19 protein-coding genes and 1 pseudogene are annotated in these 24,361 nt (G+C 63.4%); 8 read left to right on the plus strand and 12 right to left on the minus strand.

What is annotated here, in order from left to right; all coding sequences use genetic code 11:
- The first annotated feature begins 3 nt into the window (after positions 1 to 3).
- The 3 genes from CXY70_RS03830 to clpX all read left to right on the plus strand — a co-directional run bounded on the left by CXY70_RS03830 (position 4) and on the right by clpX (position 2,741).
- The gene (locus tag CXY70_RS03830; protein ID WP_104191059.1) at positions 4 to 606 is read left to right on the plus strand and encodes an ATP-dependent Clp protease proteolytic subunit; all 603 of its coding nucleotides are present in this window, start codon (positions 4 to 6) and stop codon (positions 604 to 606) included.
- A 66-nt stretch (positions 607 to 672) separates the two neighbouring features.
- Positions 673 to 1,332: an ATP-dependent Clp protease proteolytic subunit gene (locus CXY70_RS03835; RefSeq protein WP_233205724.1), complete on the plus strand. Its 660-nt coding sequence runs from the start codon at positions 673 to 675 to the stop codon at positions 1,330 to 1,332.
- 131 nt (positions 1,333 to 1,463) lie between these two features.
- Positions 1,464 to 2,741 carry an ATP-dependent Clp protease ATP-binding subunit ClpX gene (gene clpX / locus CXY70_RS03840; protein ID WP_104191061.1) on the plus strand — a complete coding sequence of 426 codons (1,278 nt, stop codon included), beginning with the start codon at positions 1,464 to 1,466 and terminating at the stop codon, positions 2,739 to 2,741.
- 7 nt (positions 2,742 to 2,748) lie between these two features.
- Here the strand turns inward: clpX and CXY70_RS03845 are convergent, their stop codons facing one another.
- On the minus strand, positions 2,749 to 3,531 hold the full coding sequence (locus CXY70_RS03845) for a hypothetical protein (protein WP_104191062.1): 783 nt from the start codon (positions 3,529 to 3,531) through the stop codon (positions 2,749 to 2,751).
- 180 nt (positions 3,532 to 3,711) lie between these two features.
- Positions 3,712 to 5,778: a M3 family metallopeptidase gene (locus tag CXY70_RS03850; RefSeq protein WP_104191063.1), complete on the minus strand. Its 2,067-nt coding sequence runs from the start codon at positions 5,776 to 5,778 to the stop codon at positions 3,712 to 3,714.
- Positions 5,779 to 5,836: 58 nt separating this feature from the next.
- On the opposite strand from CXY70_RS03850, the pseudogene CXY70_RS03855 reads away from it, so the two are divergent.
- Positions 5,837 to 6,643, plus strand: a pseudogene (locus CXY70_RS03855) (class I SAM-dependent methyltransferase).
- Between the two features lie 84 nt (positions 6,644 to 6,727).
- Here the strand turns inward: CXY70_RS03855 and CXY70_RS03860 are convergent.
- The 9 genes from CXY70_RS03860 to CXY70_RS03900 form a co-directional block, all read right to left on the minus strand.
- A complete protein-coding gene (locus tag CXY70_RS03860; protein WP_104191064.1) occupies positions 6,728 to 8,143 on the minus strand; it encodes a glycosyltransferase family 2 protein in 1,416 nt (471 codons plus the stop codon).
- A gap of 605 nt (positions 8,144 to 8,748) precedes the next feature.
- Positions 8,749 to 8,955, minus strand: coding sequence for a hypothetical protein (locus CXY70_RS17970; protein ID WP_104191065.1), 207 nt, complete (start codon positions 8,953 to 8,955; stop codon positions 8,749 to 8,751).
- Positions 8,930 to 9,199, minus strand: a complete 270-nt coding sequence (locus tag CXY70_RS03870; protein WP_104191066.1) for a hypothetical protein — start codon at positions 9,197 to 9,199, stop codon at positions 8,930 to 8,932. Before CXY70_RS03870 ends, CXY70_RS17970 begins: the two co-directional genes overlap by 26 nt.
- A gap of 3 nt (positions 9,200 to 9,202) precedes the next feature.
- Positions 9,203 to 9,649, minus strand: a complete 447-nt coding sequence (locus CXY70_RS03875) for a GNAT family N-acetyltransferase (protein WP_104191067.1) — start codon at positions 9,647 to 9,649, stop codon at positions 9,203 to 9,205.
- 8 nt (positions 9,650 to 9,657) lie between these two features.
- Positions 9,658 to 12,252, minus strand: a complete 2,595-nt coding sequence (gene valS, locus CXY70_RS03880) for a valine--tRNA ligase (RefSeq protein WP_104191068.1) — start codon at positions 12,250 to 12,252, stop codon at positions 9,658 to 9,660.
- A gap of 127 nt (positions 12,253 to 12,379) precedes the next feature.
- Positions 12,380 to 14,047: an ABC transporter ATP-binding protein gene (locus CXY70_RS03885; RefSeq protein ID WP_104191069.1), complete on the minus strand. Its 1,668-nt coding sequence runs from the start codon at positions 14,045 to 14,047 to the stop codon at positions 12,380 to 12,382.
- Positions 14,044 to 14,904 carry an ABC transporter permease gene (locus CXY70_RS03890; protein ID WP_104191070.1) on the minus strand — a complete coding sequence of 287 codons (861 nt, stop codon included), beginning with the start codon at positions 14,902 to 14,904 and terminating at the stop codon, positions 14,044 to 14,046. The genes CXY70_RS03885 and CXY70_RS03890 overlap by 4 nt, the downstream gene beginning before the upstream one ends.
- Entirely contained in the window at positions 14,901 to 15,941 is a 1,041-nt protein-coding gene (locus CXY70_RS03895; protein ID WP_369851681.1) for an ABC transporter permease, read from the minus strand. Before CXY70_RS03895 ends, CXY70_RS03890 begins: the two co-directional genes overlap by 4 nt.
- Positions 15,926 to 17,578, minus strand: a complete 1,653-nt coding sequence (locus CXY70_RS03900) for an ABC transporter substrate-binding protein (RefSeq protein WP_104191071.1) — start codon at positions 17,576 to 17,578, stop codon at positions 15,926 to 15,928. The genes CXY70_RS03895 and CXY70_RS03900 overlap by 16 nt, the downstream gene beginning before the upstream one ends.
- Before the next feature lie 343 nt (positions 17,579 to 17,921).
- Between CXY70_RS03900 and ileS the strand changes: the two genes are divergently transcribed.
- The 4 genes from ileS (at position 17,922) to ndk (ending at position 23,605) form a co-directional block, all read left to right on the plus strand.
- Positions 17,922 to 21,296, plus strand: a complete 3,375-nt coding sequence (ileS, locus tag CXY70_RS03905) for an isoleucine--tRNA ligase (protein ID WP_104191072.1) — start codon at positions 17,922 to 17,924, stop codon at positions 21,294 to 21,296.
- 85 nt (positions 21,297 to 21,381) lie between these two features.
- A complete protein-coding gene (locus CXY70_RS03910; RefSeq protein ID WP_104191107.1) occupies positions 21,382 to 22,752 on the plus strand; it encodes a folylpolyglutamate synthase/dihydrofolate synthase family protein in 1,371 nt (456 codons plus the stop codon).
- Complete coding sequence (locus CXY70_RS17735) at positions 22,749 to 23,186, plus strand: DUF4233 domain-containing protein (protein ID WP_255412007.1); 438 nt, start codon at positions 22,749 to 22,751, stop codon at positions 23,184 to 23,186. The genes CXY70_RS03910 and CXY70_RS17735 overlap by 4 nt, the downstream gene beginning before the upstream one ends.
- Positions 23,183 to 23,605, plus strand: a complete 423-nt coding sequence (gene ndk, locus CXY70_RS03920) for a nucleoside-diphosphate kinase (protein WP_104191074.1) — start codon at positions 23,183 to 23,185, stop codon at positions 23,603 to 23,605. Before CXY70_RS17735 ends, ndk begins: the two co-directional genes overlap by 4 nt.
- Positions 23,606 to 23,680: 75 nt before the next feature.
- On the opposite strand, the gene CXY70_RS03925 is transcribed toward ndk, so the two are convergent.
- Positions 23,681 to 24,280 (minus strand): vitamin K epoxide reductase family protein, encoded by a 600-nt coding sequence (locus tag CXY70_RS03925; RefSeq protein ID WP_233205721.1) that lies wholly within the window; start codon positions 24,278 to 24,280, stop codon positions 23,681 to 23,683.
- Positions 24,281 to 24,361: the final 81 nt, after the last annotated feature.

Consider the following 24,361-nt stretch of genomic DNA (forward strand, 5'->3'; position numbering starts at 1 on the left):
GACATGGCCGACCCGACACCCACCAACGGTGTATTTGACCGACTGCTGAAGGACCGCATCATCTGGCTCGGCTCAGAGGTCCGTGATGAAAACGCGAATGAGATCTGCGCGAAGATCCTCTTGCTGGCAGCGGAAGACTCGAAGCGCGACATCTACCTCTACATCAACTCTCCCGGCGGTTCGATCACCGCAGGAATGGCGATCTACGACACGATGCAGTTCGTACCCAACGACATCGTCACCGTCGGCATCGGCATGGCGGCCTCGATGGGCCAGTTCCTGCTTACCTCGGGCACCAAGGGCAAGCGCTACATCACCCCGAACGCTCGCGTGCTCCTGCACCAGCCGTCGGGTGGATTCGGTGGCACGGCCGCCGACATCCAGACCCAGGCCCGGCTCATCCTCGACATGAAGCAGAGACTGTCGGAGATCACGGCCGCGCAGACCGGCAAGACCCCGGAGCAGATCAACGCTGACGGTGACCGCGACAACTGGTTCAGTGCCGAGGAAGCCCTCGAGTACGGTTTTGTCGACCACCTCCGCGCATCCGCTTCGGATGTCATCGGCGGCGGCGGAACCGATCCCGACGCTGACGCCACCAAGTAGTCCGCCGAAACTGAACAGGAAGAAAACATGACTATCCCCACATTCGGTGGAACGGCCTACAGCTCGATGGGCGGCTCGACCAAGCAGTTGACTAACAACGGCGCGCCCGAATCGCGCTACATCCTTCCCACCTTTGAAGAGCGCACCGCCTACGGGTACAAGCGCCAGGACCCGTACGCAAAGCTGTTCGAAGACCGCATCATCTTTCTCGGTGTGCAGGTTGACGATGCCTCGGCCGATGACGTGATGGCCCAGCTCCTTGTGCTCGAGAGCCAGGACCCGGACCGCGACATCACCATGTACATCAATTCGCCCGGTGGTTCGTTCACCGCCATGACAGCGATTTACGACACCATGCAGTACATTCGTCCGCACGTGATGACGGTCTGCCTCGGCCAGGCGGCATCCGCTGCGGCCGTGCTGCTGGCCGGCGGAACGGCGGGCAAGCGTCTCGCCCTGCCGAACGCGCGCATCCTCATTCACCAGCCGTCGGTTGGCGGCCAGGGTGGTGGGCAGGCCTCGGACATCGAGATTCAGGCGGCTGAGATTCTGCGCATGCGCGTCTGGCTCGAAGAAACCCTCGCTCACCACTCCAACCGGAGTGTGGAGCAGGTCAACAAGGACATCGATCGTGACAAGATCATGAGCGCCGCCGAGGCTCTCGAGTACGGCCTCATCGACCAGGTTTTGACCAGCCGCAAGAACCTTCCGATGCTGGTTAAGTAGTCTGAACCCGAAACACGTGTGCGGCGCGTCGCCTTTTGGCGCCGCGCCGTTTCGGTTTCTGGCGCGCTGCACGCAAGTGTCGGACGCACAGACTAGGCTCAATTGCAGCGAGACCAATGGAGGAGGCTGACATGGCCCGAATCGGTGAAAGTGCCGACCTGCTCAAGTGTTCCTTCTGCGGAAAGAGCCAGAAGCAGGTACAACAACTCATTGCCGGCCCCGGCGTGTACATCTGTGACGAATGCGTCGAGTTGTGCAACGAGATCATTGAAGAGCGCCTTGCTGAGGCCGGCTCCGAAGCCAGCGCTGGCGAATTCGACCTCCCCAAGCCCAAAGAAATCTTCGGCTTCCTCGAGGAATACGTCATTGGCCAGGAGCCCGCTAAGCGTGCTCTCGCCGTTGCCGTCTACAACCACTACAAGCGCGTCCGGGCACGGGCTACGCTCACCGCTGCCGAGGCTATCCACGACGACGTCGAGATCGCCAAGTCAAACATTCTGCTCATTGGCCCGACCGGCTGCGGCAAAACCTATCTCGCCCAGACCCTCGCCAAGCGCCTTAACGTTCCCTTCGCCGTAGCAGACGCGACGGCCCTCACCGAGGCCGGTTACGTCGGCGAAGACGTCGAGAACATTCTGCTCAAGCTCATCCAGGCTGCGGACTACGACGTTAAACGTGCCGAGACCGGTATTATCTACATCGACGAGATCGACAAGATCGCCCGAAAGGCCGAAAACCCATCGATCACCCGCGATGTTTCGGGCGAGGGGGTGCAGCAGGCGCTGTTAAAGATTCTCGAGGGCACGATTGCTTCCGTTCCCCCGCAGGGTGGGCGCAAGCATCCGCACCAGGAATTCATTCAGATCGATACGACGAACGTGCTGTTCATCGTGGCCGGCGCTTTCGCCGGGCTCGAAGACATTATCTCGTCTCGTGCCGGCAAGAAGGGCATCGGTTTCGGGGCGCCCCTGCATATCAAGGGTGATGACATCAACCTGTTCAGTGAGGTCTTGCCCGAAGACCTGCACAAGTTCGGGCTGATTCCCGAGTTCATCGGTCGCCTCCCCGTCGTCACGACGGTGACGCAGCTCGATCAGGTGGCACTCATGCAGATTCTGACCGTGCCCAAGAACGCGCTCGTGCGGCAGTACCAGCGCATGTTCGAGCTCGACGGTGTAGAACTCGAGTTCGAGCAGCCGGCGCTCGAAGCCATCGCCGACCTCGCCGTTCTTCGCAAGACCGGGGCCCGGGGCCTGCGAGCCATTCTCGAGGAGGTACTCGGCCCGGTCATGTTTGAGGTCCCTTCGAGTACCGACGTGGAACGCGTTATCATCACGCGAGACACGGTCTTAAACAACGCACCCGCTGAGATGGTGCTGCAGAAGGCCCACCAGGCGAAAACAGCCTAGGTCGGACTCAGCCTCCGGCGGGCTGCGCTCCTGACGGAGCGCTATTCGAGGTGTCACCCGTTCGACTGAGTCGGGTCCGCACGAGGACGCCAGCTACCGTGCGTTCAATGGACAGCGCCGACAGTGCCGCGCTGAGGGCGAGGAGGGCGCCGGTGACCTCGAGGCCCTCCTCGATACCGACGAGCAGATGGTAGGGCAAGCTGCCCCGCGAGAGATCGTCAAGGCGTCCGCCGACAACGATGCCGCCCATGGCTTCAAAACCAACGGCACCGAGCAGGAAAATGGCTCCCGCAACGATGAGCCGGCGGCGAAGCTGTCGGCCGATCGTGCGGGCCACCCAGAGCACAAGCAGGCCGGCGAGAATGGCCAACGGTACACCGACTGAGAGCCAGGCAAATGTGAAGCGGGTATCGAGATCGAATTTAGCCAATTTCTCGTGCAGTTGGGCAATTTCGTCGGCTGACAGTTCAACGGCGACCGCCGCGAGCACAAAGTACGGCGCACCGACACCCCCCTCATTCCGAGCGGTTAACCCGACCGCACCTAGGGACAGCCCGATACCGGCCAGAAGCAACCCGGATGCCCAAGCCCACAGGTTCGCTTCGCCGTCGGCGTAGAGCAGGCTCGCTGCGGCGCTGAGAGCGCGCCAGCCAGGGGTTGTGATGTCGAGGTTCTCGCGCAGGTAGTGGGTGACGACCCCGCCCAACAGTATGACGGCGAAAATTAGGGCGACGATCCAGAGAAACCATCGCCGAGCAGTGCCCTGAACTGGAATTCTCTGGATGTCCATGGCCAAGCAGCCTATGACGGGCGATGGCGCCGCGCATCCTCAATACTGAGGGTGATGGCATCGCTGATGGCGAGCGAACACTTCACGGTGCGCGGGAGGTGCGCCGCTTTGCAGGAGGTGAAACTCGCCGGCACCGGCACCGGCACCGGCACTGGCGCAGGGCCAGCGTCTATCGCGAAGTCACGCGTTGAGGCCGCGGCGGTCGAGCAGCGGCTGCAGCTCGGCGTCGCGGCCGCGCCAGTGGCGGTAGGCCTCCAGGGGGTCTTTGGTGCCGCCGACTCCGAGCAGGCGGTCGCGAAAACGATCGCCGTTGTCGCGCGTGAGGCCGCCATTCTCCCTAAACCATTCGACGGTATCGGCGTCGAGCACCTCGCTCCAGATGTAGGAGTAGTACCCGGCGTCGTACCCTCCCGAGAAGGTGTGGGCGAAGTAGGTGCTCGCGTAACGGGTGGGAACAGCCGCATTGTCGAGTGAAACGGAGGCGAGGGCATCCGCTTCGAACCGGGCAACGTCGGTGACGACCGTGTCGGCGTCAATGCGGTGCCAGGCCTGGTCGAGGAGTGCTGCGGCGAGGTACTCGCTGGTCAGGAAGCCCTCGTTGAAAGCCGACGACGCCTGGATTCGGTCCACCAACTTCTGCGGCATTGCCTCACCGGTCTGGTAATGGCGGGCGTAGTTGGCGAGCACTTCTGGCCAGAGCATCCACATCTCGTTGACCTGGCTGGGGAATTCCACGAAGTCCCGGTAGACATTGGTGCCGGAGAATTTGGGATAGGTTGCGCGGGCCAGGAGGCCGTGCAGGGCATGTCCGAATTCGTGGAACAGGGTGGTGACCTGGTCGTACGTGAGCAGGGTCGGCTGGCCGGCAGCGGGCTTCGACACGTTGAGATTATTGCAGACCACGGTCGTACTGGTGCCGAGCAGGCCCGACTGCGAGACCAGGGCATTCATCCAAGCCCCGCCGCGCTTGGAATCGCGGGTGTAGAAGTCGCCGATGTAGAGACCGAGTGCAGTGCCGTCTTCAGTCGTGACCTCGAAGACGCGCGATTCGGGGTGCCAGCCGACCAGCTCGGGCCTCGCAGTGAAGGTCAGCCCGTAGAGCTGGTGGGCCGCGTAGAAGACCCCGTCGGCCAGTACGCTTTCAAGCTCGAAGTAGGGGCGCATGGCCGCGGTGTCCACGTCGTACTTGGCGCGCCGCACTTTCTCGGTGTAGAACGCCCAGTCCCAGGCAGCCAGTTCGAATCCACCGCCCTCGGCGTCGACCACGGCCTGCAGATCGGCCTGTTCCACCCGGGCATTGCGGGCAGCGGCGGGTGCGAGACGCCCAAGCAAATCCCAAACTGCACCGGGGGTCTTGGCGGTTTCGTCGGCGGTCACATAGGCGGCGTGGCTGTCAAACCCCAGCAGTCGGGCGCGTTGGGCGCGCAGGCGGGTGATCTCAATCACGAGCGGCCGGTTGTCGTTGGTCGTTCCCGCCGCATCCGAGCGGATGCCGCGGGCTCGGCTCGCCGCGAGCAACCGTTCGCGCACCCCTCGGTCGGTGAGGCTCGCGAGATACGGGTGCGAGGTGGGGAGTACCAGGCTGATCAAGTATTTGCCGTCAAGCTGGCGTTCCCGGGCGGCCTCGGCGGCCGCCGAGATCTCACCCTCCGTGAGCCCGTCGAGCTCGGCCACGTCGTCAATGATGAGGGCGAGCTCGTTGGTGTCGGCCAGCAGGTTCTTTTCAAAGCGGGTGGTGAGGGTCGACAGCCGTGAGTTGAAATCACGCAGAGACTGCTTGTTGTCGTCGCTCAGGCCGGCCCCGGCCAGCGTGAACTCGGTGAAATAGCGGTCGACGAGGTAGAGCGACTCGGCGTCGAGACCGAGGCCGGCGCGCTGCTCGTGCACGGCGGCGAGACGCGCGTAGAGCGCGGGATCGAGCCGAATCGCGTCGGCGTGGGCGGCCAGCAGCGGCGCGAGTTCTTCTTCGAGGTCGTTGGTGAAGTCGCTGGAGTCGGAGGAACTCTTGTTGAAGAAGACCTCAAAGACCCGGGCGAGCGTCTGTCCGCTGCGCTCGAGGGCGACGAGTGTATTGTCGAAACTTGGGGCATCCGCTGTGCCGGTGATGGCGCTGACCTCGGCGAGCTGCTCGGTCATGCCCTGCAGAAAGGCCGGCCGATAGTGTTCGTCGGTAATGGAAGCAAAGGGCGGCAGCTGATAGGGAAGCGTGCTCCGGGTGAAAAAGGGGTTGTTCGCGGTGAGAGCCATGCGTCCACACTAGCCAAGACCCCGACGTGACTGTTTTGGCGGTGCGTAGGATCGCACCATGACAGACCTGACCGACAATTCTGCGTCCGCCCCACCCGACGAATACATCCACGGTCACCACGAGAGTGTGCTGCGCTCCCATACCTGGCGCACGGTCGCGAACTCGGCCGCCTACCTGATTCCCAAATTGCGCACCGGGGGTGTCCTGCTCGATGTCGGCTGCGGTCCCGGCACGATCACGGTCGACCTCGTCCGACGGCTCGCCCATGGGCGGGTCGTCGGCATCGACGCGTCGAGCGGGATCATTGTGCGTGCGGCCGGCCTGGCCGCCGACGAGGGGGTACACAATGCGAGTTTTCAGGTCGGTGACGTCTATGCACTCGATTTCGCCGACGCGACCTTTGACATCGTGCACGCTCATCAGGTGCTGCAGCACCTGGCTGATCCGGTCGCGGCGATGGCCGAGATTCGCCGGGTGCTGCACCCCGGCGGTGTATTCGCCGCCCGCGACTTGGACTACGGGGGCGTCATGATCGCGCCGACCATCGACGGGCTGGTGGATTAGATGCGGGTCTACCGCGAGGTGCACTACTGAAACGGCGGCGACCCCGATGCCGGGCGTTCACTCAAGACCTGGGCCCTGCAGGCGGGGTTCACCGAGGTGACCAGCAGCGCCTCCGTCTGGTGTTTCGCGTCAGACGCGGAGCGGGAGTGGTGGGGAGAGTCCTGGGCGGTGCGGATGACCGAATCCAGCTTCGCGGCCCACGCCATCGAGTCCGGCGTGGCCAACCTGGCCGACCTCAAGCGGATGGCCGCAGGCTGGCGGGAGTGGGTGCAAGACCTCAACGGCTACCCATTCCCCTAAGCCTGCATTGCACAGTCCGATCACCGTAGGCGCACGGTCTATTCAGGGGTGGATTTCACGCTTACTGCGCTGTGCGCGTTGAGGCTACGCGCGAAAACCGCGATGTTTCCGGGTGAGCTTGCCCAGCATATTGAAGGTTTGCAGAATTGTCAGGATAGCCAGAACAACCCAGCCAACGCTCAAAATTCCGCTCTGCCAAATGAGCTCTAGTTGCACCCAGCCGAAAGCCAGCGCCGCGAGAATCGCAGTGCTGGCGAGGGTGGCCAGCAACCACTTCCCCGATTGACCGCCACCATTTTCAGCGTTCGCCTGCGCCGCCCAGTTATCGTGGTCCTCGCGACCAATAATCTGCGCCCAGGCCTGAAGAAAATGCACCCCCCTAATAATGATGTAAATCTCGGCGGGAAAAAGTAGCAGAGCGTAAGCGACGTCCTTCCAGGTATGATCCTTCATCGCCACGGCGATGCGCACGCTCAACATTATGGAAACAATCGGCGGGATGAGCCACCACCAGGCGAAGTCGAATGAGCCGACCGACAGTGCACCGGCAACCAGTAAAACAAAAGCGAGACGGCTGGAGAGATTGGCCAGCATGCCAATATTTTCTCGCCACCGTAAGCGTAAGTTCGGGTGCAAGGGGTGTTGCAGCATGAGTTCCACACCCCCCGCGTTCCACTTCACTTGCTGCGCGTTGAGGGAGCGTAACGTCAGCATCGGCCCCACGTTGGCGCGAGCAGTGGCGGAAATTTTAGTTTGGAATCCGGCCGATCGTAGTTGAATGGACAGCAGGGAGTCTTCAATTTCTGAGTCCGTGACCCACGGCGCAGACTGATGATTCGCGTCAGTCACGACTTTCATCGCGCGAGTACTGAGCAGCGAGCACTGGCCGCCCAGTACTGTCATATTGCGCGACCGGAGCAGATTATCGAGGTTGAAGCCCGCGAACTGAAACCGCTGAGACCGTACGAGAAAATTGCCGGTGGGACCCCGAACCGGACCCTGGTCAAAACCATAAATGGCTGAAATACCGCCGATTCGGGAATCAGAGATCATTTCCGAGGTGAGCTGCTGAATGCATCGCGTGTCGAGAACCGTGTCGCCGTCCACGCCGAGTATGTACGTGAAATCATGCGCCAGAAGCCAACCTGAATTCAGGGCTCCGACTTTCTTGTCAGAGTTCACGCCCATATCGATTACAGTCACGTCACACGCGAAAGTAGAACCCCGGTGGTGAATGTCATGGCTGCCGCTGAATTCGTTGGCGATGTAAAAGGTGTCATCGGTACAGTTATTGACCATAACGAAAATAGCATCCGGGGGACGGGTTTGCTTGAGAAGAGAATCGATCGTCGCAGTGATGGATAACTCTTCGTTGTAGGCCGGAATCACCGCCGCGATCGTTACTGCGTTTTCCGCTCTAATATTGGGCAGTTTGAGGAGTGTTTCGATGTCAATGTCAAGGTGCTGGGGGCGCAAGGGGTCGTTCGAGTTCGATGTCACGCGGTGTGCCTTTCGCCAGAGCCTAGGGCCCTGATTCGGGTTGCTTTACGAAATGGGAATGTACCAAGGGGTAAGCGGTACACCAGAGGCGAATTGTCGAACTTGCAGACGGTCGACCAAACTATTGCTCGACCAGAGCATATTCTCAACGCCTATAATCACATAGCACGCGATGAAAAAGCATGCCTCGATCGCCCCCAATTCGGGGCCTGTCGGCGACGTTGCACAATTGAGCCAATATCAACGGTAAAAACCGCGCCATTTATTATGTCTTTATGGTGCCGCTTTTTTTCTGGGCTGAACGTACAGATGCATTCTCGGTGTTATGCAAGCGGTAGCTGGGGTTTTGAGGGTGAGCACCTTGGCGAGGCGGACGCTGCGGTCGTCCGTGGCTGCAGCGACGAAGTGATTGGCGAACACGCCGCCGGACGGGGGAGAGTTATTGCTGACGCTTACGCTAGCAATGCAAGTTCATAATGGGACGAGATGAGCTTGAAGAACAGATGCGCCGCGTCGTGTTTCGAAGCGATATGGCCGCCTGTGTCATCGAAGATGAGCGCGTCGTAACGCCGTAACTCCAGAAGCTCTTTTGTGAGGCGGCCCAGTTACTGCACGATGTGCAGCCGGGTGAAGCCGCCGACTGCATCGGCAATGGTTTCGGCGGTCGCTGTGGGCGGTTCTCGAAGGCGCGGTTTTCCCCGAAGATTCTGGGTCAGTTCCTCATCGTCGCTGGCGAATGCGTGCCCATGCCCATGCCCGACAACAGCACCGAAGCGGAATCGGACCTTATATCCAGTCCTCGTCGTCGTCATCCGTGCTGGTGGACGGCTGCGTGATGGTGGCGCTGTCGTCGACCGGATTGAACCGGATGACGGTGCCATCGTCGAGCTCGATCACCGGTTTCGATTCCAGCCAGGTCAGGGTCCAGCGCCAGGTACTGGTGTCGACGTCCAGCGCCGTGAGATCTTCTTCGACCGCTCGCACGGCGATGTCAACAACGTGCGGCAGCCCCGCCGGCAGCGTGCCGCCCAGGGTCCATCGGGTGCCCAACTGCATGATCTAGACGTCAATCTCGTAGGTGACCCAGTCGGTACGCGTTCCGAGCTGGTCGTAGAGCACCTGCGCGGTTGCATTGTCGGCTGCGGTCATTAGCTGAATCTGGGCCAGCTGGTGCACACGGGCATAGTCCTTAGTGAATTCCATCAATAAGGTGCCGACGCCCTTTCCGCGCGCGTCCTCGGCCACATAGAGATCGTCCAGGAACAGCGCGAGGTCGCCGCTAAGGGTGCGCGGAACGCTGCGGTAGTGTGCGAGGCCGACGAAGTCACCATCGTCGTTGACCGCCACGGCACCAAAGAGGGCGTTGTTCGTGTCGATAATCCAGCTCCACACCTGCAGGGCTTTCTGATCGGTAAGTTCGCTCTCGTAGAACGCGCTGTAGCCCTCGAACAGGCCCAGCCAGGCGAAAAAGTCCTTGTCGCCCAGTGGGCGCACGATCACTGACATCTGGTCTCCTAACTTTCCAACACGGTGGCGAACACGATGTCGGTCACAGCGAGTTCACTGCCGTCGACAAAGGTCAGATTGTGAATGCGACCGACCGCTTTGAGATCAGCAGCGGCCAGGGTCAGCAGGGCAATTTCGGCGGGAGCACCGCATATTACTGCGGAATCCACCTCGGATTTCTGCGACGCTTTCGCATCCGTTTTGGCACGACGGATGCCAGTCAAAGCGCGGCTGGCCAGATCGAGCAGAGCGATATTGCCGATGGCGACCTCGTCGCTGCCGAGCAGGTCGGCCGCGACCGGCCACGGCGCGGTGTGCACCGAGCCGTCGTTGGACCAGGACCAGGCTTCTTCGGTCGCGAACGGAACGAACGGCGCGAACAGGCGCAGTAGCGTGGCCAGTGCGGTGCGCAGCGCGGCAACGGCGGAAGCCTGGCCGGGTCCGGGCTCGCCGTAGGCGCGTTCCTTGACCAGTTCGAGGTAGTCGTCGCAGAAGGTCCAGAAGAAACTTTCCGTGGTCTCCAGCGCCCGGGCGTGGTCGTAGTTCTCGAACGCGGTCGTGGCCTGGGCGACGACCGCGTTGAGGCCGGCGAGCATGCTCTGGTCGACGGGTTCGGTGATCGGGGCTGTACTGCTGCCCTGCGACATGGAGACGAACTTGCTCGCGTTGAGAATCTTGATGGCGAGGCGACGGCCGATCTTGATCTGCGTCGGGTTTTGCGGGTCGAAGGCCGCGTCGGTGCCGAGGCGCGAGGAAGCCGCCCAGTAGCGCACCGCGTCGGATCCATGTTTTTCGAGCATGTCGGCCGGGGTGACGACGTTGCCCTTGGACTTCGACATCTTCTTGCGGTCGGGGTCGACGATGAAGCCGCTGAGCGCGGCATGCTGCCACGGTGCCACACCGTGCTGCTGCTCGGCGCGCAGCACCGTGGAGAACAACCAGGTGCGAATGATGTCCTGGCCCTGCGGGCGCAGCGAATAGGGGAAGACTAGCTGGAACAGTTCCGGGTCTCGCTCCCAGCCACCGGCAAGTTGTGGAGTGAGCGAGGAGGTGGCCCAGGTGTCCATCACGTCGACTTCGCCGACGAAGCCGCCGCCCTCGCCGCGCTGGCTCTCGGTGTAGCCGGGCGCGGGATCCGAGGACGGGTCAACCGGTAGCAGGTCGCGGGTGGCGACAATCGGCTGGTCGAACACGGGGTTGGCCTCGGTGTCGAGCGGGTACCAAACCGGCAGGGGCACGCCGAAGAAACGCTGGCGGGAGATGAGCCAGTCGCCGGTGAGTCCATTCACCCAATTCTCGTAGCGCACTTTCATGAATTCAGGGTGCCAGGCCAGCTCGGTGCCGTGCTCGAGCAGTCGCGCGCGGAGCTTTTCGTCGCGGGCACCGTTGCGGATGTACCACTGGCGAGTGGAAACGATTTCGAGTGGCTTGTCGCCCTTTTCGAAGAACTTGACGGCGTGCACGATCGGCTTCGGCTCACCGATGAGGTCGCCACTGGCTTTCAAAAGTTCAACCACGGCGGCCTTCGCCCCGAACACGGTCTTGCCGGCGAGCTGCGCATACGCGTCGCGGCCGACGAGGGAGGTGATCGCCTCCGGTGCTTCGGCAGTGATGCGACCATCGAAACCCATGATGGCGCGGTTGGGCAGGTCGAGTTCGCGCCACCAGACGACGTCGGTCAGATCGCCGAAAGTACAGATCATGGCGATTCCTGAACCCTTATCCTTCTGGGCGAGGTGGTGCGCGAGCACCGGAACCTCGACACCAAACACGGGGGTCGTCACGGTGGTGCCAAACAGATGCTTGTAGCGTTCGTCATCGGGATGCGCGACGAGGGCAACGCAGGCCGGGAGAAGTTCGGGGCGGGTCGTCTCGATCTCGATCGTGCTGCCGTCGGGCTTCAGGAAGGAGACCCGGTGGTAAGCGGCGGGCATGTCCTTGTCTTCAAGTTCAGCCTGGGCTACAGCGGTGCGAAAAGTGACGTCCCAGAGGGTCGGCGCCATGGCCTGGTACGCCTCGCCGCGTTCGACATTGCCGAGAAAGGCGAGCTGCGAGGTGAACAGTGCCTCCTGGCCGATGGTGCGGTAGGTCTGCGTCCAGTCGACACTCAGGCCGAGTGCACGCCACACGGCTTCAAACTGCTTCTCGTCTTCTTTGGTGAGGGTTTCGCAGAGTTCGATGAAGTTGCGGCGGCTGATCGGCAGCTGGTCGGCAGCTTTCGAGCTCTTGCCGTCTCCGCCTTCGAACGGTGCAACAAAGTTCTCGGTATAGCCGAGCGAGGGGTCGCAGCGCACGCCGTAATAGTTCTGTACGCGACGTTCGGTGGGCAGGCCGTTGTCGTCCCAGCCCATCGGGTAAAACACGTTCTTGCCGCGCATCCGCTGAAAACGGGCGACGACGTCAGTGTGGGTGTATGAGAAAACGTGGCCGATGTGCAGCGAACCAGATGCGGTCGGCGGGGGAGTGTCGATTGAGTAGATCGTCTCGCGGGTAGCGTTCTCGCGTGCAAAAAGGTAGGTGCCGTCGGTTTCCCAGCGGGACTGCCACTTGGCTTCGAGCCCTTCGAGCGCAGGCTTTTCGGGGACGCGGTCGGCGTGGGTCATAACTCTCCGGTTCGGTGTATTCGGCACCGTGTCGATGGTGAGGTGCCCGAGTGTGCGCATCTAATCTACCCGATCGGCTCTTTTTCCCTGAACGGGGGCTCTTCTCTCAATCGCGAAAATGGTTGTTTCACGCGCGCAGGCGGGGCACGGCGGCCAGTAACTGCGCAGAGTATGGATGCTGCGGCGCGGCAAAAACGCGCTCCGCCGGGCCCATTTCGACGATGCGCCCGTCGCGCATGATCGCGATGTGATCACTGACGTGCTGCACGACACCGAGATCGTGCGAGATGAAAATGAGGCTGAGCCCGCGCTCTCGCTGCACGTCGTCAAGCAGATCGAGCACCTGAGCCTGAACGGTCACGTCGAGTGAGGAGACGGGTTCGTCACAGATGAGAATTTCGGGTCGGCCGGCCAGCGCCCGCGCGATACCGACCCGTTGTCTCTGCCCGCCGGAGAGTTCGAGCGGGCGTCGGGGCAGCACTGTGGGCGCGAGGCCGACCTCGTCGAGCAGGCTGGTGAGTCGCGCCGTCGTGTGCGGGGCGCCGCGCTCGTGCCGCAGGTGCAGGGCGTCGGTGAGGATCTCGGCGACGCTCCAGCGCGGATCGAATGAGCCGAGGGCATCCTGATAGATCGCCCCGACGGATGCCCGCAGCCCGCGGCGGGTCTTCTCGCTGGTCGTGCTCCACGGCTCGCCGAACACCCGAACCTCGCCGTGATCTGGGGCCAGTAACGCGAGCAGAAGACGCGCGGTCGTGGTTTTGCCCGAGCCAGACTCGCCGACGATGCCGAGGGTGCTTCCGCGGTGCAACGCGAACGAGACGTCGTCAACGGCGAGCTGCCGGGTGCCATCTTGACGTCGAAAACTTTTCGACAGGCCGATGGCTTCGAGCACGACGGTGCTCTCGGGCGAAACCTCAGCCCGGGAATCGCCCGTGGCCGTTAAACCGCTCGGGGTGTCGGGCCCATCGGACGGGCTTAGTCGGGTGCCGCGAGGTTTGTCGCCCGGTATCGCGGCGACCATTCGCCGGGTCTGCTCCTGCTGGGGCGAGCCGAGAACCTCCGGTGTACGGCCGGTTTCCACGAGCTGTCCGTCATACATGACGGCGACCCGGTGCGCGACGCGACTCACCACGGCCAGGTCATGGCTGATCAGAAGCACGGCGGTGCCGGCGCCGGTGATCTGTTCAAGCAGTGCCAGGATCTGCGCTTGCACTGTAACGTCGAGCGCCGTTGTCGGTTCGTCGGCGATGAGCAGCGGCGGGTTCAGCGCAATCGCCGCGGCAATCAAAGCGCGTTGACGTTCGCCGCCGGAGAGCTGCCCCGAGAGCTTGCGCACCTGCAATTCGGGTTCCGGCAGTCCGACTGCGTCAAGCAGCTCGAGCACCCGCCGTGCCCGGCCTGCAGCACCGAGCGTGGTGTGCAGCCGCAGTGAATCAGCGATCTCTCGGCCGATCGGCCTCAACGGATCGAGCGAGACCAGGGCATCCTGCAACACCAGACCCACGTCCTTGCCTCGTCTGGCCTGCCATGCGCGACCGGCCAGCCCTAAAACGCTCTGCCCGCCGAGCTCGAGCCGGTCGGCGCTGACCCGGGCGTTCGTACCGGCCAGACCCAGCAGGCTGCGGGCGGTCACGCTTTTACCCGAGCCGGATTCGCCGACGATGGCGAGGCACTCACCCGGGGCGACGGCGAACGACACACCGCGAACAACCGGCTCAGCCGAGCCGAAGCCAACCCGCAGGTTGCGCACGGTCACCGCGGCAGCACTGTCGCCAAAGACTACTGACCCATTCATGCGTGCCTCATCCGCCGGTCGATACTGCGGCCGAGCACCGTGGCGGTCACGGCGGTCAGCACGATGAACAACCCTGGAAAGAAGCTCATCCACCAGGCCGATGTGATGTACGTGCGCCCGGCCGAGAGCATGGCGCCCCACTCCGAGGTCGGCGGTTCGGCACCGAGCCCGAGGTAGCTCAGCGTTGCCGCCCAGACAATGGCCTGGCCGACGCCCAGGGTAGCGAGCACGAACAGGGGGGCGAGGGTGTTGGGGAGAATGTGGCGCAGCAGAATCTGCCACCGGGTGCGGCCGAGCACGGTCGCCGCCTCGACGAACGCCTGTGATCGCACCGTAATCAGCTGGGCCCTGATGATGCGCGCATACCCGGGTGCTGTCGACAGTCCCACGGCGATCGTCGCGGTGACAACACCGGGGCCGAAGATGACAATGAACAAAAGCGCCAGGAGCAGCCCTGGAAAAGCGAAAAGTACCTCAAGAAACCGATTGACGGTGAAGTCGACGACCCGGCCGAGCATCCCGGCCAGGGTGCCCAGCAGAATACCGAGCCCCAGCCCGATCGCGGTGGCGACCGCCCCGATCACCAGAGAGTACTGGGTGCCGTGCACCACTCTGGAGTAGATGTCGCGGCCCGATTCGTCGGTGCCGAACCCGTGCGCCAAGTTCGGCGGCTGAAACGCTGAGAGCGGGTCGATCGCGAGGGGGTCGCCCGGCGCCAGCAACTGGGGCACGACCGCCGACACCAACAGGAACAGGGCGAGCACTCCAGCCGCCGTCTCGGCCACACCGAGGCGCCGAGACGGGCCGGACTGGCGGGATTGGGCTGCAAGGCCAGCCTGCACTTCGAGGTCGCTCATGTCAGTCGCAATCGCGGATCGACCAGGCGACTGGCAGCATCCGTGAGCAGTGTCATTGAAATATAGGCGACCGCGACGATCATGACCACGCCGATCACCACCGGAACGTCCCGAAGGGTAACGGCATTGAGCAGGGTGCGGCCGAGGCCGGGGCGGGCGAAAATGGTTTCGACGACGACCGCGCCGCTGATCAGGGAACCGAACGCCCAACCGGAGAGGCTGATCGCTGGCAGCGAGGCGTGGCGCAGCGCGTGCACCCAGCGCACACCACGCTCGCTCTCACCGCGGGCGCGGGCCGAGAGCACGAAGGGGCTCTCCAGCGCGACCAGCAGCGATTCGCGCATGATCTGCCCGAGAAATCCGGCCAGCGGAACGGCCAGGGTGAGAACCGGTAACACGAGCCCGGCAACGTCGCCGGTGCTGATGGGCGGCAGCACGCCGAGCCCGATGCTGAACACGACGATCAACGAGGTCGCGAGCCAGAAATGTGGCAGCGCGGCCGCGACGATTTCGAGGCTCGACCCTACGCGGGCGGCGACTTTGCCACCGCGGGTCGACCAGGTGGCGAGGGCGAGGGCGAGCAGCCAGGCGAGGGCGAGGGCGAGAACAGCCAGCAGCAGGGTGCCGCCAAGCTGGCTGAGCACGAGTGGTCCGACGTCCATGTTGAGCGCATACGACCGTCCGAGGTCGCCGGTTGCGAGCCGGCCCAGCTGGGCAAAATACTGCACGATCACGGGTTGGTCGAAGCCATACTGGGCGCTCACCGCCGCGAGGGCCTCCGGCGAGGCTTGCGATCCCGGGCCCCCTAGAACGGCTTGGGCAGGGTCACCGGGAATGAGGCGCACCGCAAAGAACGTAATGGTGGCCACCATCCACAGCACGAAGACCGCTCCGGCGAGGCGGGCTGCGAGTCGGGGGAACACTCGAGCGAATATGCCGAGCGCGGCCGGGCGTCGAGCGAGCGCGCTGACGGTGCCTTGGTCGGGGAGATCCGGTCCCGGCCCGGGGTGACCGGCCGCCGCTACCGGTTCAGCCACGCGTCGTACAGCGTCGGCACAGCCACGGTCGGCAGGGTACGCAGGCCGATCACGTCGCTACGCAGCAGAAAATGGTTCTGCTGGTCGTAGAGCGGCAGGACGTAGAAGCCCTCCAGGATGCGATCCTGGGCGTCGGAATAGAGGGACGCGCGTTCTGCGGCATCCGCTGTGCTCGCAGCAGTCGTGAGCAGCTCATCGATTGCCGGGTCGTTGACCTGGGCGAGATTGGCGAAATACCCGCTCGGCGCGGGCACGATGCTGTCAGAGTGGTACAGAATGCGCAGGACGTCGGGGCCGACCTTGGTGTACGGCGCGCTGACCGCGTCGTAGGCGTTGCTGGCGAGGGCCGCGTACCAGCTGGAAAGATCCATCGGGCTCAGTTTCACCTCGAAACCGGTGGCTTTCGCCGTGGCTTGAATCTGCTCGAATACGCTCTGCTCGGCGGGAATGGACTGGTTGGTACTCACCGGAAACTCCACCGTCAGTCGAACGCCGTCCTTGACCCGGTAACCGTCGTCATCCATTTCGTCCCAGCCGGCTTCATCGAGCAGGGTGCCGGCCGCGGCCGGGTCATAGGCGAACAGGGCGGCGTTCGAGACGGCGGTGGGCTCAACGCTCGACAGTGCCGAGTACGAGCGGGTTGCCGTGCCCTGGAACAAACTCGACACGGCATCGTCGACGTTCGCCGAGCGGATGAACGCCTCCCGCACGCGCACATCGTCGAAGGGAGCCTGACCCGAGTTCAGCTCGATGCGGTTGGACGATCCGGGGCGCGGAGAATCGAGCTCTTTGATTGAATCGCTCTGCTCGGCCTGCACGATCGTGTCGGGCTGGGCGTTGTCGATCACGTCGACCTCGCCGGACTGCAAGGCCGCGTACCGCGAGGCCGAATCGGGAATGAACCGCCAGATGACCGTGTCGAGGTAGGCGGGTCCGGAATGGTCGGCATCCGCTGGCGGGGAAACGTAGTCATCGTTTCGCACGAGGGTGACGGCGTTCTGCTTCACCCAGCTCTCGACGATGAACGGGCCAGTACCGACCGGCGCGGCACAGTTCTCGTCCTGGCTGCGTTCAAGCGCCGTAGGTGATTGGATGGCGAGCCACGGCTGGGACAGCGATTCCAGCAGGGCACTGTCGGGTTCGCTGAGGGTGAAACGCACGACGGTGGGGGAGACCGCCTCGGTGCCCGTGACCTTGCCGAGGGCGAGATATCCGGTCGATGACAGCGTCGTCGGGTCTTGCAGATGAGCGATGTTGGCCTGCACCGCGCTCGCGTCGAACACCGTGCCGTCGGTGAAGGTCACGTCGTCGCGCAGGGTGAAATCCCAGGTGAGGCCGTCAGCGCTCGGCTCCCAGGACTCGGCCAGCCAGGGGATGATCTGGCCAGTGTTGTCGCGGGAGACGAGCGACTCGAGGTATTGGGCGCTGATCAGTGCCTGGGGGAAGTTGCCGCCAACGTGCGGGTCCAGGCAGCTCGGTTCGGCGTCGCCCGAGGCGTAGGTGAGCGTGCCGCCACTTTTCGGTTCACCGACCGATTTGTTCGAGCCGGTCGAGGTGCAGCCGGCTACGAGCAGCCCGAGGGTGATCAGGCCGGCGCCTGCGGCGAGCAGACGGCGGGTACGGGCTGGGTGCGGCATTTGATTCTTCACCCCTCAACGTTAGGCTACGGCGGTGGATCGTCCGGTACGATTAGCGTGAATGACAGTGACCCGGCTATCACCGGGAAGTCTTCGGAAGAACAGACGATCGCCCCCGGGTGGACATCTCAGTAGAACCGAACGAGTCGGGCCCGTCACAGCCTGTGAACAAGCGGTCGCCCGGCAGTTGCGTGCGGCAAGCGAGGTGGTACCGCGGCGATTTCTACAGAATCGTTCGTCCTCGTGGAGCAGGGCCCCAGTGACCCGTCCCGGTAGGAGAAGTAATTTGTACCCCAAGAACCGCAACGCCCGAAGTGGCAGCAACCCCCTGGAGGGCGAGCCCATGTCCGGCGCGAACATTGTTCCCTCCCCGAATTTTCCCGCGCTCGAAAACGAAGTGCTCGAATTCTGGAAGAACGACGACACGTTCCAGGCTTCGATCGACGCACGCGCCGGCGCCGAGGAATGGACCTTCTACGACGGCCCGCCATTCGCCAATGGCCTGCCGCACTACGGCCACCTGCTCACCGGGTACGCCAAAGACCTGTTCCCACGGTTTCAGACTATGCGCGGCAAGCAGGTGCACCGCCGGTTCGGCTGGGACACCCACGGTCTGCCGGCCGAGCTCGAAGCCGAGCGCAAGCTCGGCATCACCGACAAGAGCCAGATCGAACAGATGGGTCTGGCCGCGTTCAACGCGGTCGCCCGGGAGTCGGTGCTCGAGTACACCAAGGACTGGGAAGAGTACGTCACCCGGCAGGCCCGCTGGGTCGACTTCGACAACGACTACAAGACCCTCGACATCACCTTCATGGAATCGGTGATCTGGGCCTTCAAACAGCTGCATACCAAGGGCCTCGCCTACGAGGGCTACCGCGTTCTGCCGTACTGCTGGCGCGACCAGACCCCGCTCTCCAACCACGAACTGCGCATGGACGATGACGTCTACAAGATGCGCCAGGACCAGACCGTCACGGTCACGTTTCCGCTGATCGGCGCCAAGGCTGAAGCCCTCGGTCTCACGGCGGTACGGGCCCTGGCCTGGACCACGACCCCGTGGACGCTGCCGACGAACTTCGCGCTCGCCGTGGGCCCCGAAATTGTCTATGCCGTGGTGCCGGCCGGCCCGAACGGCACGCCAGACGCCGAGGTCCTCCGCGAAGGCGTCGCATCCTCGGCCGAGGTGTTTGGCGCCGAGTACCTCATGGCGATCGATCTGGTCGGCAACTATGCGAAAGACCTCGGCTACGAGAGCGCAGCCGAGGCATCCGCCGCCGTATCGCGCACCGTGCTGGGACGCGACCTCGAGGGCGTCAGCTATGACCGCCTGTTCGACTATTACGCCGACGAAGCCGTCTGGGGCACCCAGAACGCCTGGCGCATCCTCGTCGCCGACTACGTCACCACGAGCGACGGTACCGGCATCGTGCACCAGGCGCCCGCCTACGGTGAGGAAGACCAGAAGATCGGTGAGGCCGCCGGCATCCCGGTCATCCTCTCCCTCGACGACGGCGGAAAATTTCTCAGCGACGTTCCCGAAGTGGCCGGTCAGCTCTGGAGTGACGCCAACAAGCCACTCACCGCGCTGCTCAAAGCCAACGGCCGGCTGCTGCGCCAGGCCAGCTACGAGCACTCCTACCCGCACTGCTGGCGCTGCCGCAACCCGCTCATCTATAAGGCTGTCTCGAGCTGGTTCGTCAGGGTCACCGATTTTCGCCCGCGCATGGTCGAACTCAACCAGGAAGTGAACTGGGTTCCGGAGAACGTCAAAGACGGCCAGTTCGGCAAGTGGATCGGCAACGCCCGCGACTGGTCGATCAGCCGCAACCGGTACTGGGGTTCACCCATCCCGGTCTGGAAGAGCGACAACCCTGATTACCCCCGAACGGATGTCTACGGCTCGCTCGACGAGCTCGAGGCTGACTTCGGCGTGCGGCCCACCGACCTGCACCGCCCCTACATCGACGAACTCACCCGACCGAATCCCGACGACCCCACCGGCCAGTCCACGATGCGCCGAATCACCGACGTGCTCGACGTCTGGTTCGACTCCGGCTCGATGCCGTTCGCCCAGGTGCACTACCCATTTGAGAACCGGGAATGGTTCGAAGCGCACAACCCGGCCGACTTCATCGTCGAGTACATCGGGCAGACCCGCGGCTGGTTCTACCTGCTGCACGTGCTCTCCACCGCCCTGTTCGACCGGCCGGCCTTCAAAAACGTGGTCAGCCACGGTATCGTGCTCGGCAACGACGGCCAAAAGATGAGCAAGTCGCTGCGCAACTATCCCGACGTCAATGAGGTCTTCGACCGCGACGGTGCCGACGCCATGCGCTGGTTCCTGATGAGCTCTCCGGTGCTGCGCGGCGGAAACCTCGTCGTTACAGAGGAGGGAATCCGTGAAGCCGCCCGCCAGGTCATGCTGCCGCTCTGGAGCACCTGGTACTTCTTCTCCCTTTACGCCAACGCGTCCGGTCAGAACGCGCAAGGCGCCGCGGGTTACGACGCCGTGTGGCGCACCGATTCCACTGACGTGCTCGACCGCTACCTGCTGGCCAAGACCCGCGACCTGATTGTGGGCGTCACGACCGATCTCGAAGCGCTCGACAGCACGGTCGCGGCTGCACGCCTGCGCGACTTCGCTGACGTACTCACCAACTGGTACGTGCGCCGGTCACGCGACCGATTCTGGGGAGGAGCAACCGAAAGCGACACCGCCCACGAAGCTTTCGACACGCTCTACACCGTTCTGGAAACCGTCTGCCGGGTCACCGCACCGCTGCTGCCGCTCGTGGTTGAGCGCATCTGGCAGGGCCTGACCGGGGGTCGCAGCGTGCACCTCGAGGACTGGCCAGATGCCACCCTGTTCCCCGCCGACGAGAACCTCGTCGCTGCGATGGACCAGGTTCGCCTGATCAGTTCCACCGTGCTGTCGCTTCGCAAGCAGGCTGGCCTGCGGGTGCGCCTGCCGCTGACCAACCTCACCGTCGTCACCGACAACACCGCCGCACTTTCGGCCTTCGTCGGCATCCTCCGCGACGAGCTCAACGTGAAGACGGTCACCCTGATCGAGCTCGAAGATGACAGTGCTGCAGCCTACGGTGTCACGAGCAGGCTCGTCGTCAACGCCCGCGCCGCGGGTCCCCGACTCGGCAAGCAGGTGCAGCACGTCATCAAGGCCGCTCGTGTCGGCGATTGGAGCGAGGCCGACGGTGTTGTCACGGCCGGCGGCATCGCGCTCGAAGCGAGCGAATTTGAGCTGACCCTTGAGGCGAACAACGACGGCGCTGACGGTGGGGCGGCCTTGGCATTGCTGCCCGGCGGCGGTTTTGCGCTGCTCGCGACGAACACCACGCCCGAACTTGAGGCCGAGGGATTCGCCCGCGACCTGATCCGTGCCGTGCAGGACACTCGCAAGTCGGCCGGCTTTTCGGTGAGCGACCGCATCCGCCTCGATCTGGTCTTTCAGAGTGAAACGGATGCCGACTCCTTCGACCTCGCCCTCGGGGTCGATGTGGCGGCCGAGACGCTCGCCACGAGCTTCACCACTCATCGTCCGTCAACCGGGGAAATTCCTGGCGAGTTGCCGTCGGAGTGGCTCGAGGCTCGTGTCAGCGCCCCCGTCGAACACTACGTTCGGTTTGAAGCAGACCACTATGTCAACCAGGGCGCCGTCATTGTGGCCGTCGCACGAGTGAACGGAGCCACCTTTGTCTGAAAACGACAACCCCGCCGACGGTACACCCGCTGACGACAGCACTGACTGGAAAAACATCACCGGGCGCGGCGACGACGAGGAGCCGATGAACCAGCCGGCTCCGCTCGATGCGTTTCGCGAAGCCGGAGATGCCGTTTTTGCTGAACTATTGCAGCGGGTGGGGGAGGCCCAGCCGCAGCCGCGCCTCGCCCCGACCCGGCGCGCCCTCGATTTTCTCGGAGACCCGCAGGGATCGTACCCGATCATTCACGTGGCCGGTACGAACGGCAAGACCAGCACGAGCCGCATCGTCGAGAGCATTGTGCGCGCCTACGGGTTACGCACCGGTCTGCTGACCAGCCCGCACCTGGTGCGACTCAACGAGCGCATCGTCATCGATGGCGAACCGATCAGCGACCAGATCCTCGCCGCGAACTGGGCTGACATCAAGCCGTACCTGCAGCTCGTCGACACAGAACTCGAAGCCGCTGGCGAAGTGGCGTTGACGTTCTTCGAAGCGCTCACGGTGCTGGCTTTCGCCTGCTTTGCCGATGCCCCGGTGGACGTAGCCGTGGTCGAGGTCGGCATGGGCGGCGAGTGGGATTCCACCAACGTCGCCGACGGGCAGGTTGCGGTCTTCACCCCTATCGCTCTGGACCACACACTGCGCCTCGGCAATACCGTCGCCGAGATCGCGCGCACCAAGAGCGGCATCATCAAGCCGGCGGCATCCGTTGTCTCGGCCGCCCAGACCCCTGAAGCACAGGCCGAGCTCGACCGCGCGGCCGAGCTCAGCGAATCTACGCTGGCCCGCGAGAACGAGGGCTTCGAACTACTCTCGAGCACCGTCGCCGTCGGCGGACAGGTCATCTCGGTGCGCGGTCTCGCTGGCACTTATAAGGATCTGTTCCTCCCGCTTTACGGCACTCACCAGGCCCAGAATGCGGCTGTAGCCATTGCCGCTGTCGAGTCGTTTCTCGGTGCGGGCAGCCAGGCCCTGGTTGGCGACCTGCTCGCCGAGGGGCTCGGCACCGCGACCTCACCCGGCCGTTTACAGCTCGTCGGCATCGAGCCGACCGTGCTGGTGGATGCCGCGCACAACCCACACGGCGCCGCGGCCCTTGCCGCAGCCCTGGAGGCCTACTTCGACTTCGAGGAAATCGCCGTGGTTGTTGGCATTTTGGCCGACAAGGATGCTCAGGGTATCGTCGCTGCGCTCGCGCCCCAGGTCGATCGGTTCTACGTGACCGAGCCGCACTCGGAGCGGGCCGCGCGCATGGACGACCTCGCCGACAATATCGCCGAGTGGACCAGCGACCAAACCACCTTCCGCTTTGACGACCTGGCTTCCGCCCTTGACAGCGCTCGCGAATGGGCAGCCGAGGCGCCCAAGCGTGCCGTGCTTGTTACCGGGTCGATCGTGCTCGTCGGCGAAGCGATCACCCTGGCCGCTGCCGGCGAATGGATGGAGAAATGACCTCCGTGTCCGCCGACGACGCAGACCCTGACTCTGGTGCAGGTCGGTTTCGCCGGTCGTCGGGCCCGCGCTCAGTTAAACGCTCGCTCGCTACCATCGTGCTCGGCTTCGAAACCATCGTCGTGTTTCTCGGCGCGGTGGTCACCCTCGGGTTGGTGTCGGTGGCGACCGAGCCGGGTTTGGTCACACCGCTGGCGGTCATCATCGGCGGTGTGCTGCTGTGCCTGTCCATGGTCGTCCTGATCGCACTACTGCGTTTTCGCTGGTCCTACCCGATCGGCTGGCTGCTGCAGGCGGTCATTATTGCGACCGGGTTTGTTACCCCGGCCATGTTTTTTGTTGGCGCACTCTTTGCCGCCATGTGGACGTACTGCATGGTCACCGGCTCACGAATAGATCATACGCATCCAGATCAACACAAGGAGATTGAATGAATACCAAGGTCGAAGAAACCCTCGTTTTGGTCAAACCCGACGGCGTTGCCCGCAACCTGACCGGCGAGATCCTGCGCCGCATCGAGGCCAAGGGATACTCCCTGGTCGACGTGAAGCTGGTCGAACCCGACCGCTCGCTTCTCGCGGCACACTATGCCGAGCACGAGGGCAAGCCGTTCTTCGAGTCCCTCGTTGAATTCATGGAAAGCGGGCCCATCGTCGCGTTCCGTGTCGCAGGCAATCGGGTTATCGAGGGGTTCCGTGCCCTGGCAGGCACGACCGACCCCACCACCGCCGCGCCCGGCACGATCCGCGGTGACCTCAGCCGCGACTGGGGCTCTAAAGTTCAGCAGAACCTGGTGCACGGTTCGGACTCGCCCGAATCGGCCGCGCGTGAGCTCGCGCTCTGGTTCGACTGACCACACAGAATCCACTATTCGAAGGAACGGCCCGTCTCACCAGTGAGGCGGGCCGTTCCTGTCTGCGATAGCGCGTTACAGCCGGCTCAACACGTCCATGTTGATCTGCGCGACGATAAAGAACACGATGTAGCAGACGATCGTTATGACGAATATCCAGGAATACGCGGCGTCGGCCACCCGGCGAACGGATGCCCCACCGGGCAGATTGCCCACCGTAAAGTTGTACAGTGTCACGGCTAAAAAGGCCGGTATGGTCACCGCCCAGGTCACCATGCACCACGGGCACAGAACATCAAGCACGAAGATACTCTGGCCGATCAACCAGATCACGAAAACGATTGCGGCGAGCATGCCGAGGTTCAGGCCGATCCAGAACCAGCGGGCAAATTTGGCGCCGGCCAGAATAGCGACGCCGATCGTGATCACTACGCTCCAGGCGGCCAGCCCGATCAGCGGGTTCGGAAAGCCGAGCACTGCACCCTGGGGCGAGGCGAGGTTGGTCGCGCATCCGATCAAAACACTGAAGCTGCAACTCAGTTGAGCGTTTGGATCCTCCAGCAGGTGGATCTTGTCCAGTGTGAGAGCGAATGCCGCTGCAAACGCGATTAATCCGGCGATGATCAGGAAAATAGCCAGGCCGGTTGGACGCTGAGAACGCTCTATCAGAGGCACGCTTGCGATTATGCCACGCGTGCGGCGTGGGTTTGTTCGATTACATGCGATAATCGTTGATAGTCGTTGAGCCGCGCTCAA

This window comes from Cryobacterium sp. Y82 (genome assembly GCF_002929495.1).
Lineage (GTDB): Bacteria > Actinomycetota > Actinomycetes > Actinomycetales > Microbacteriaceae > Cryobacterium > Cryobacterium serini.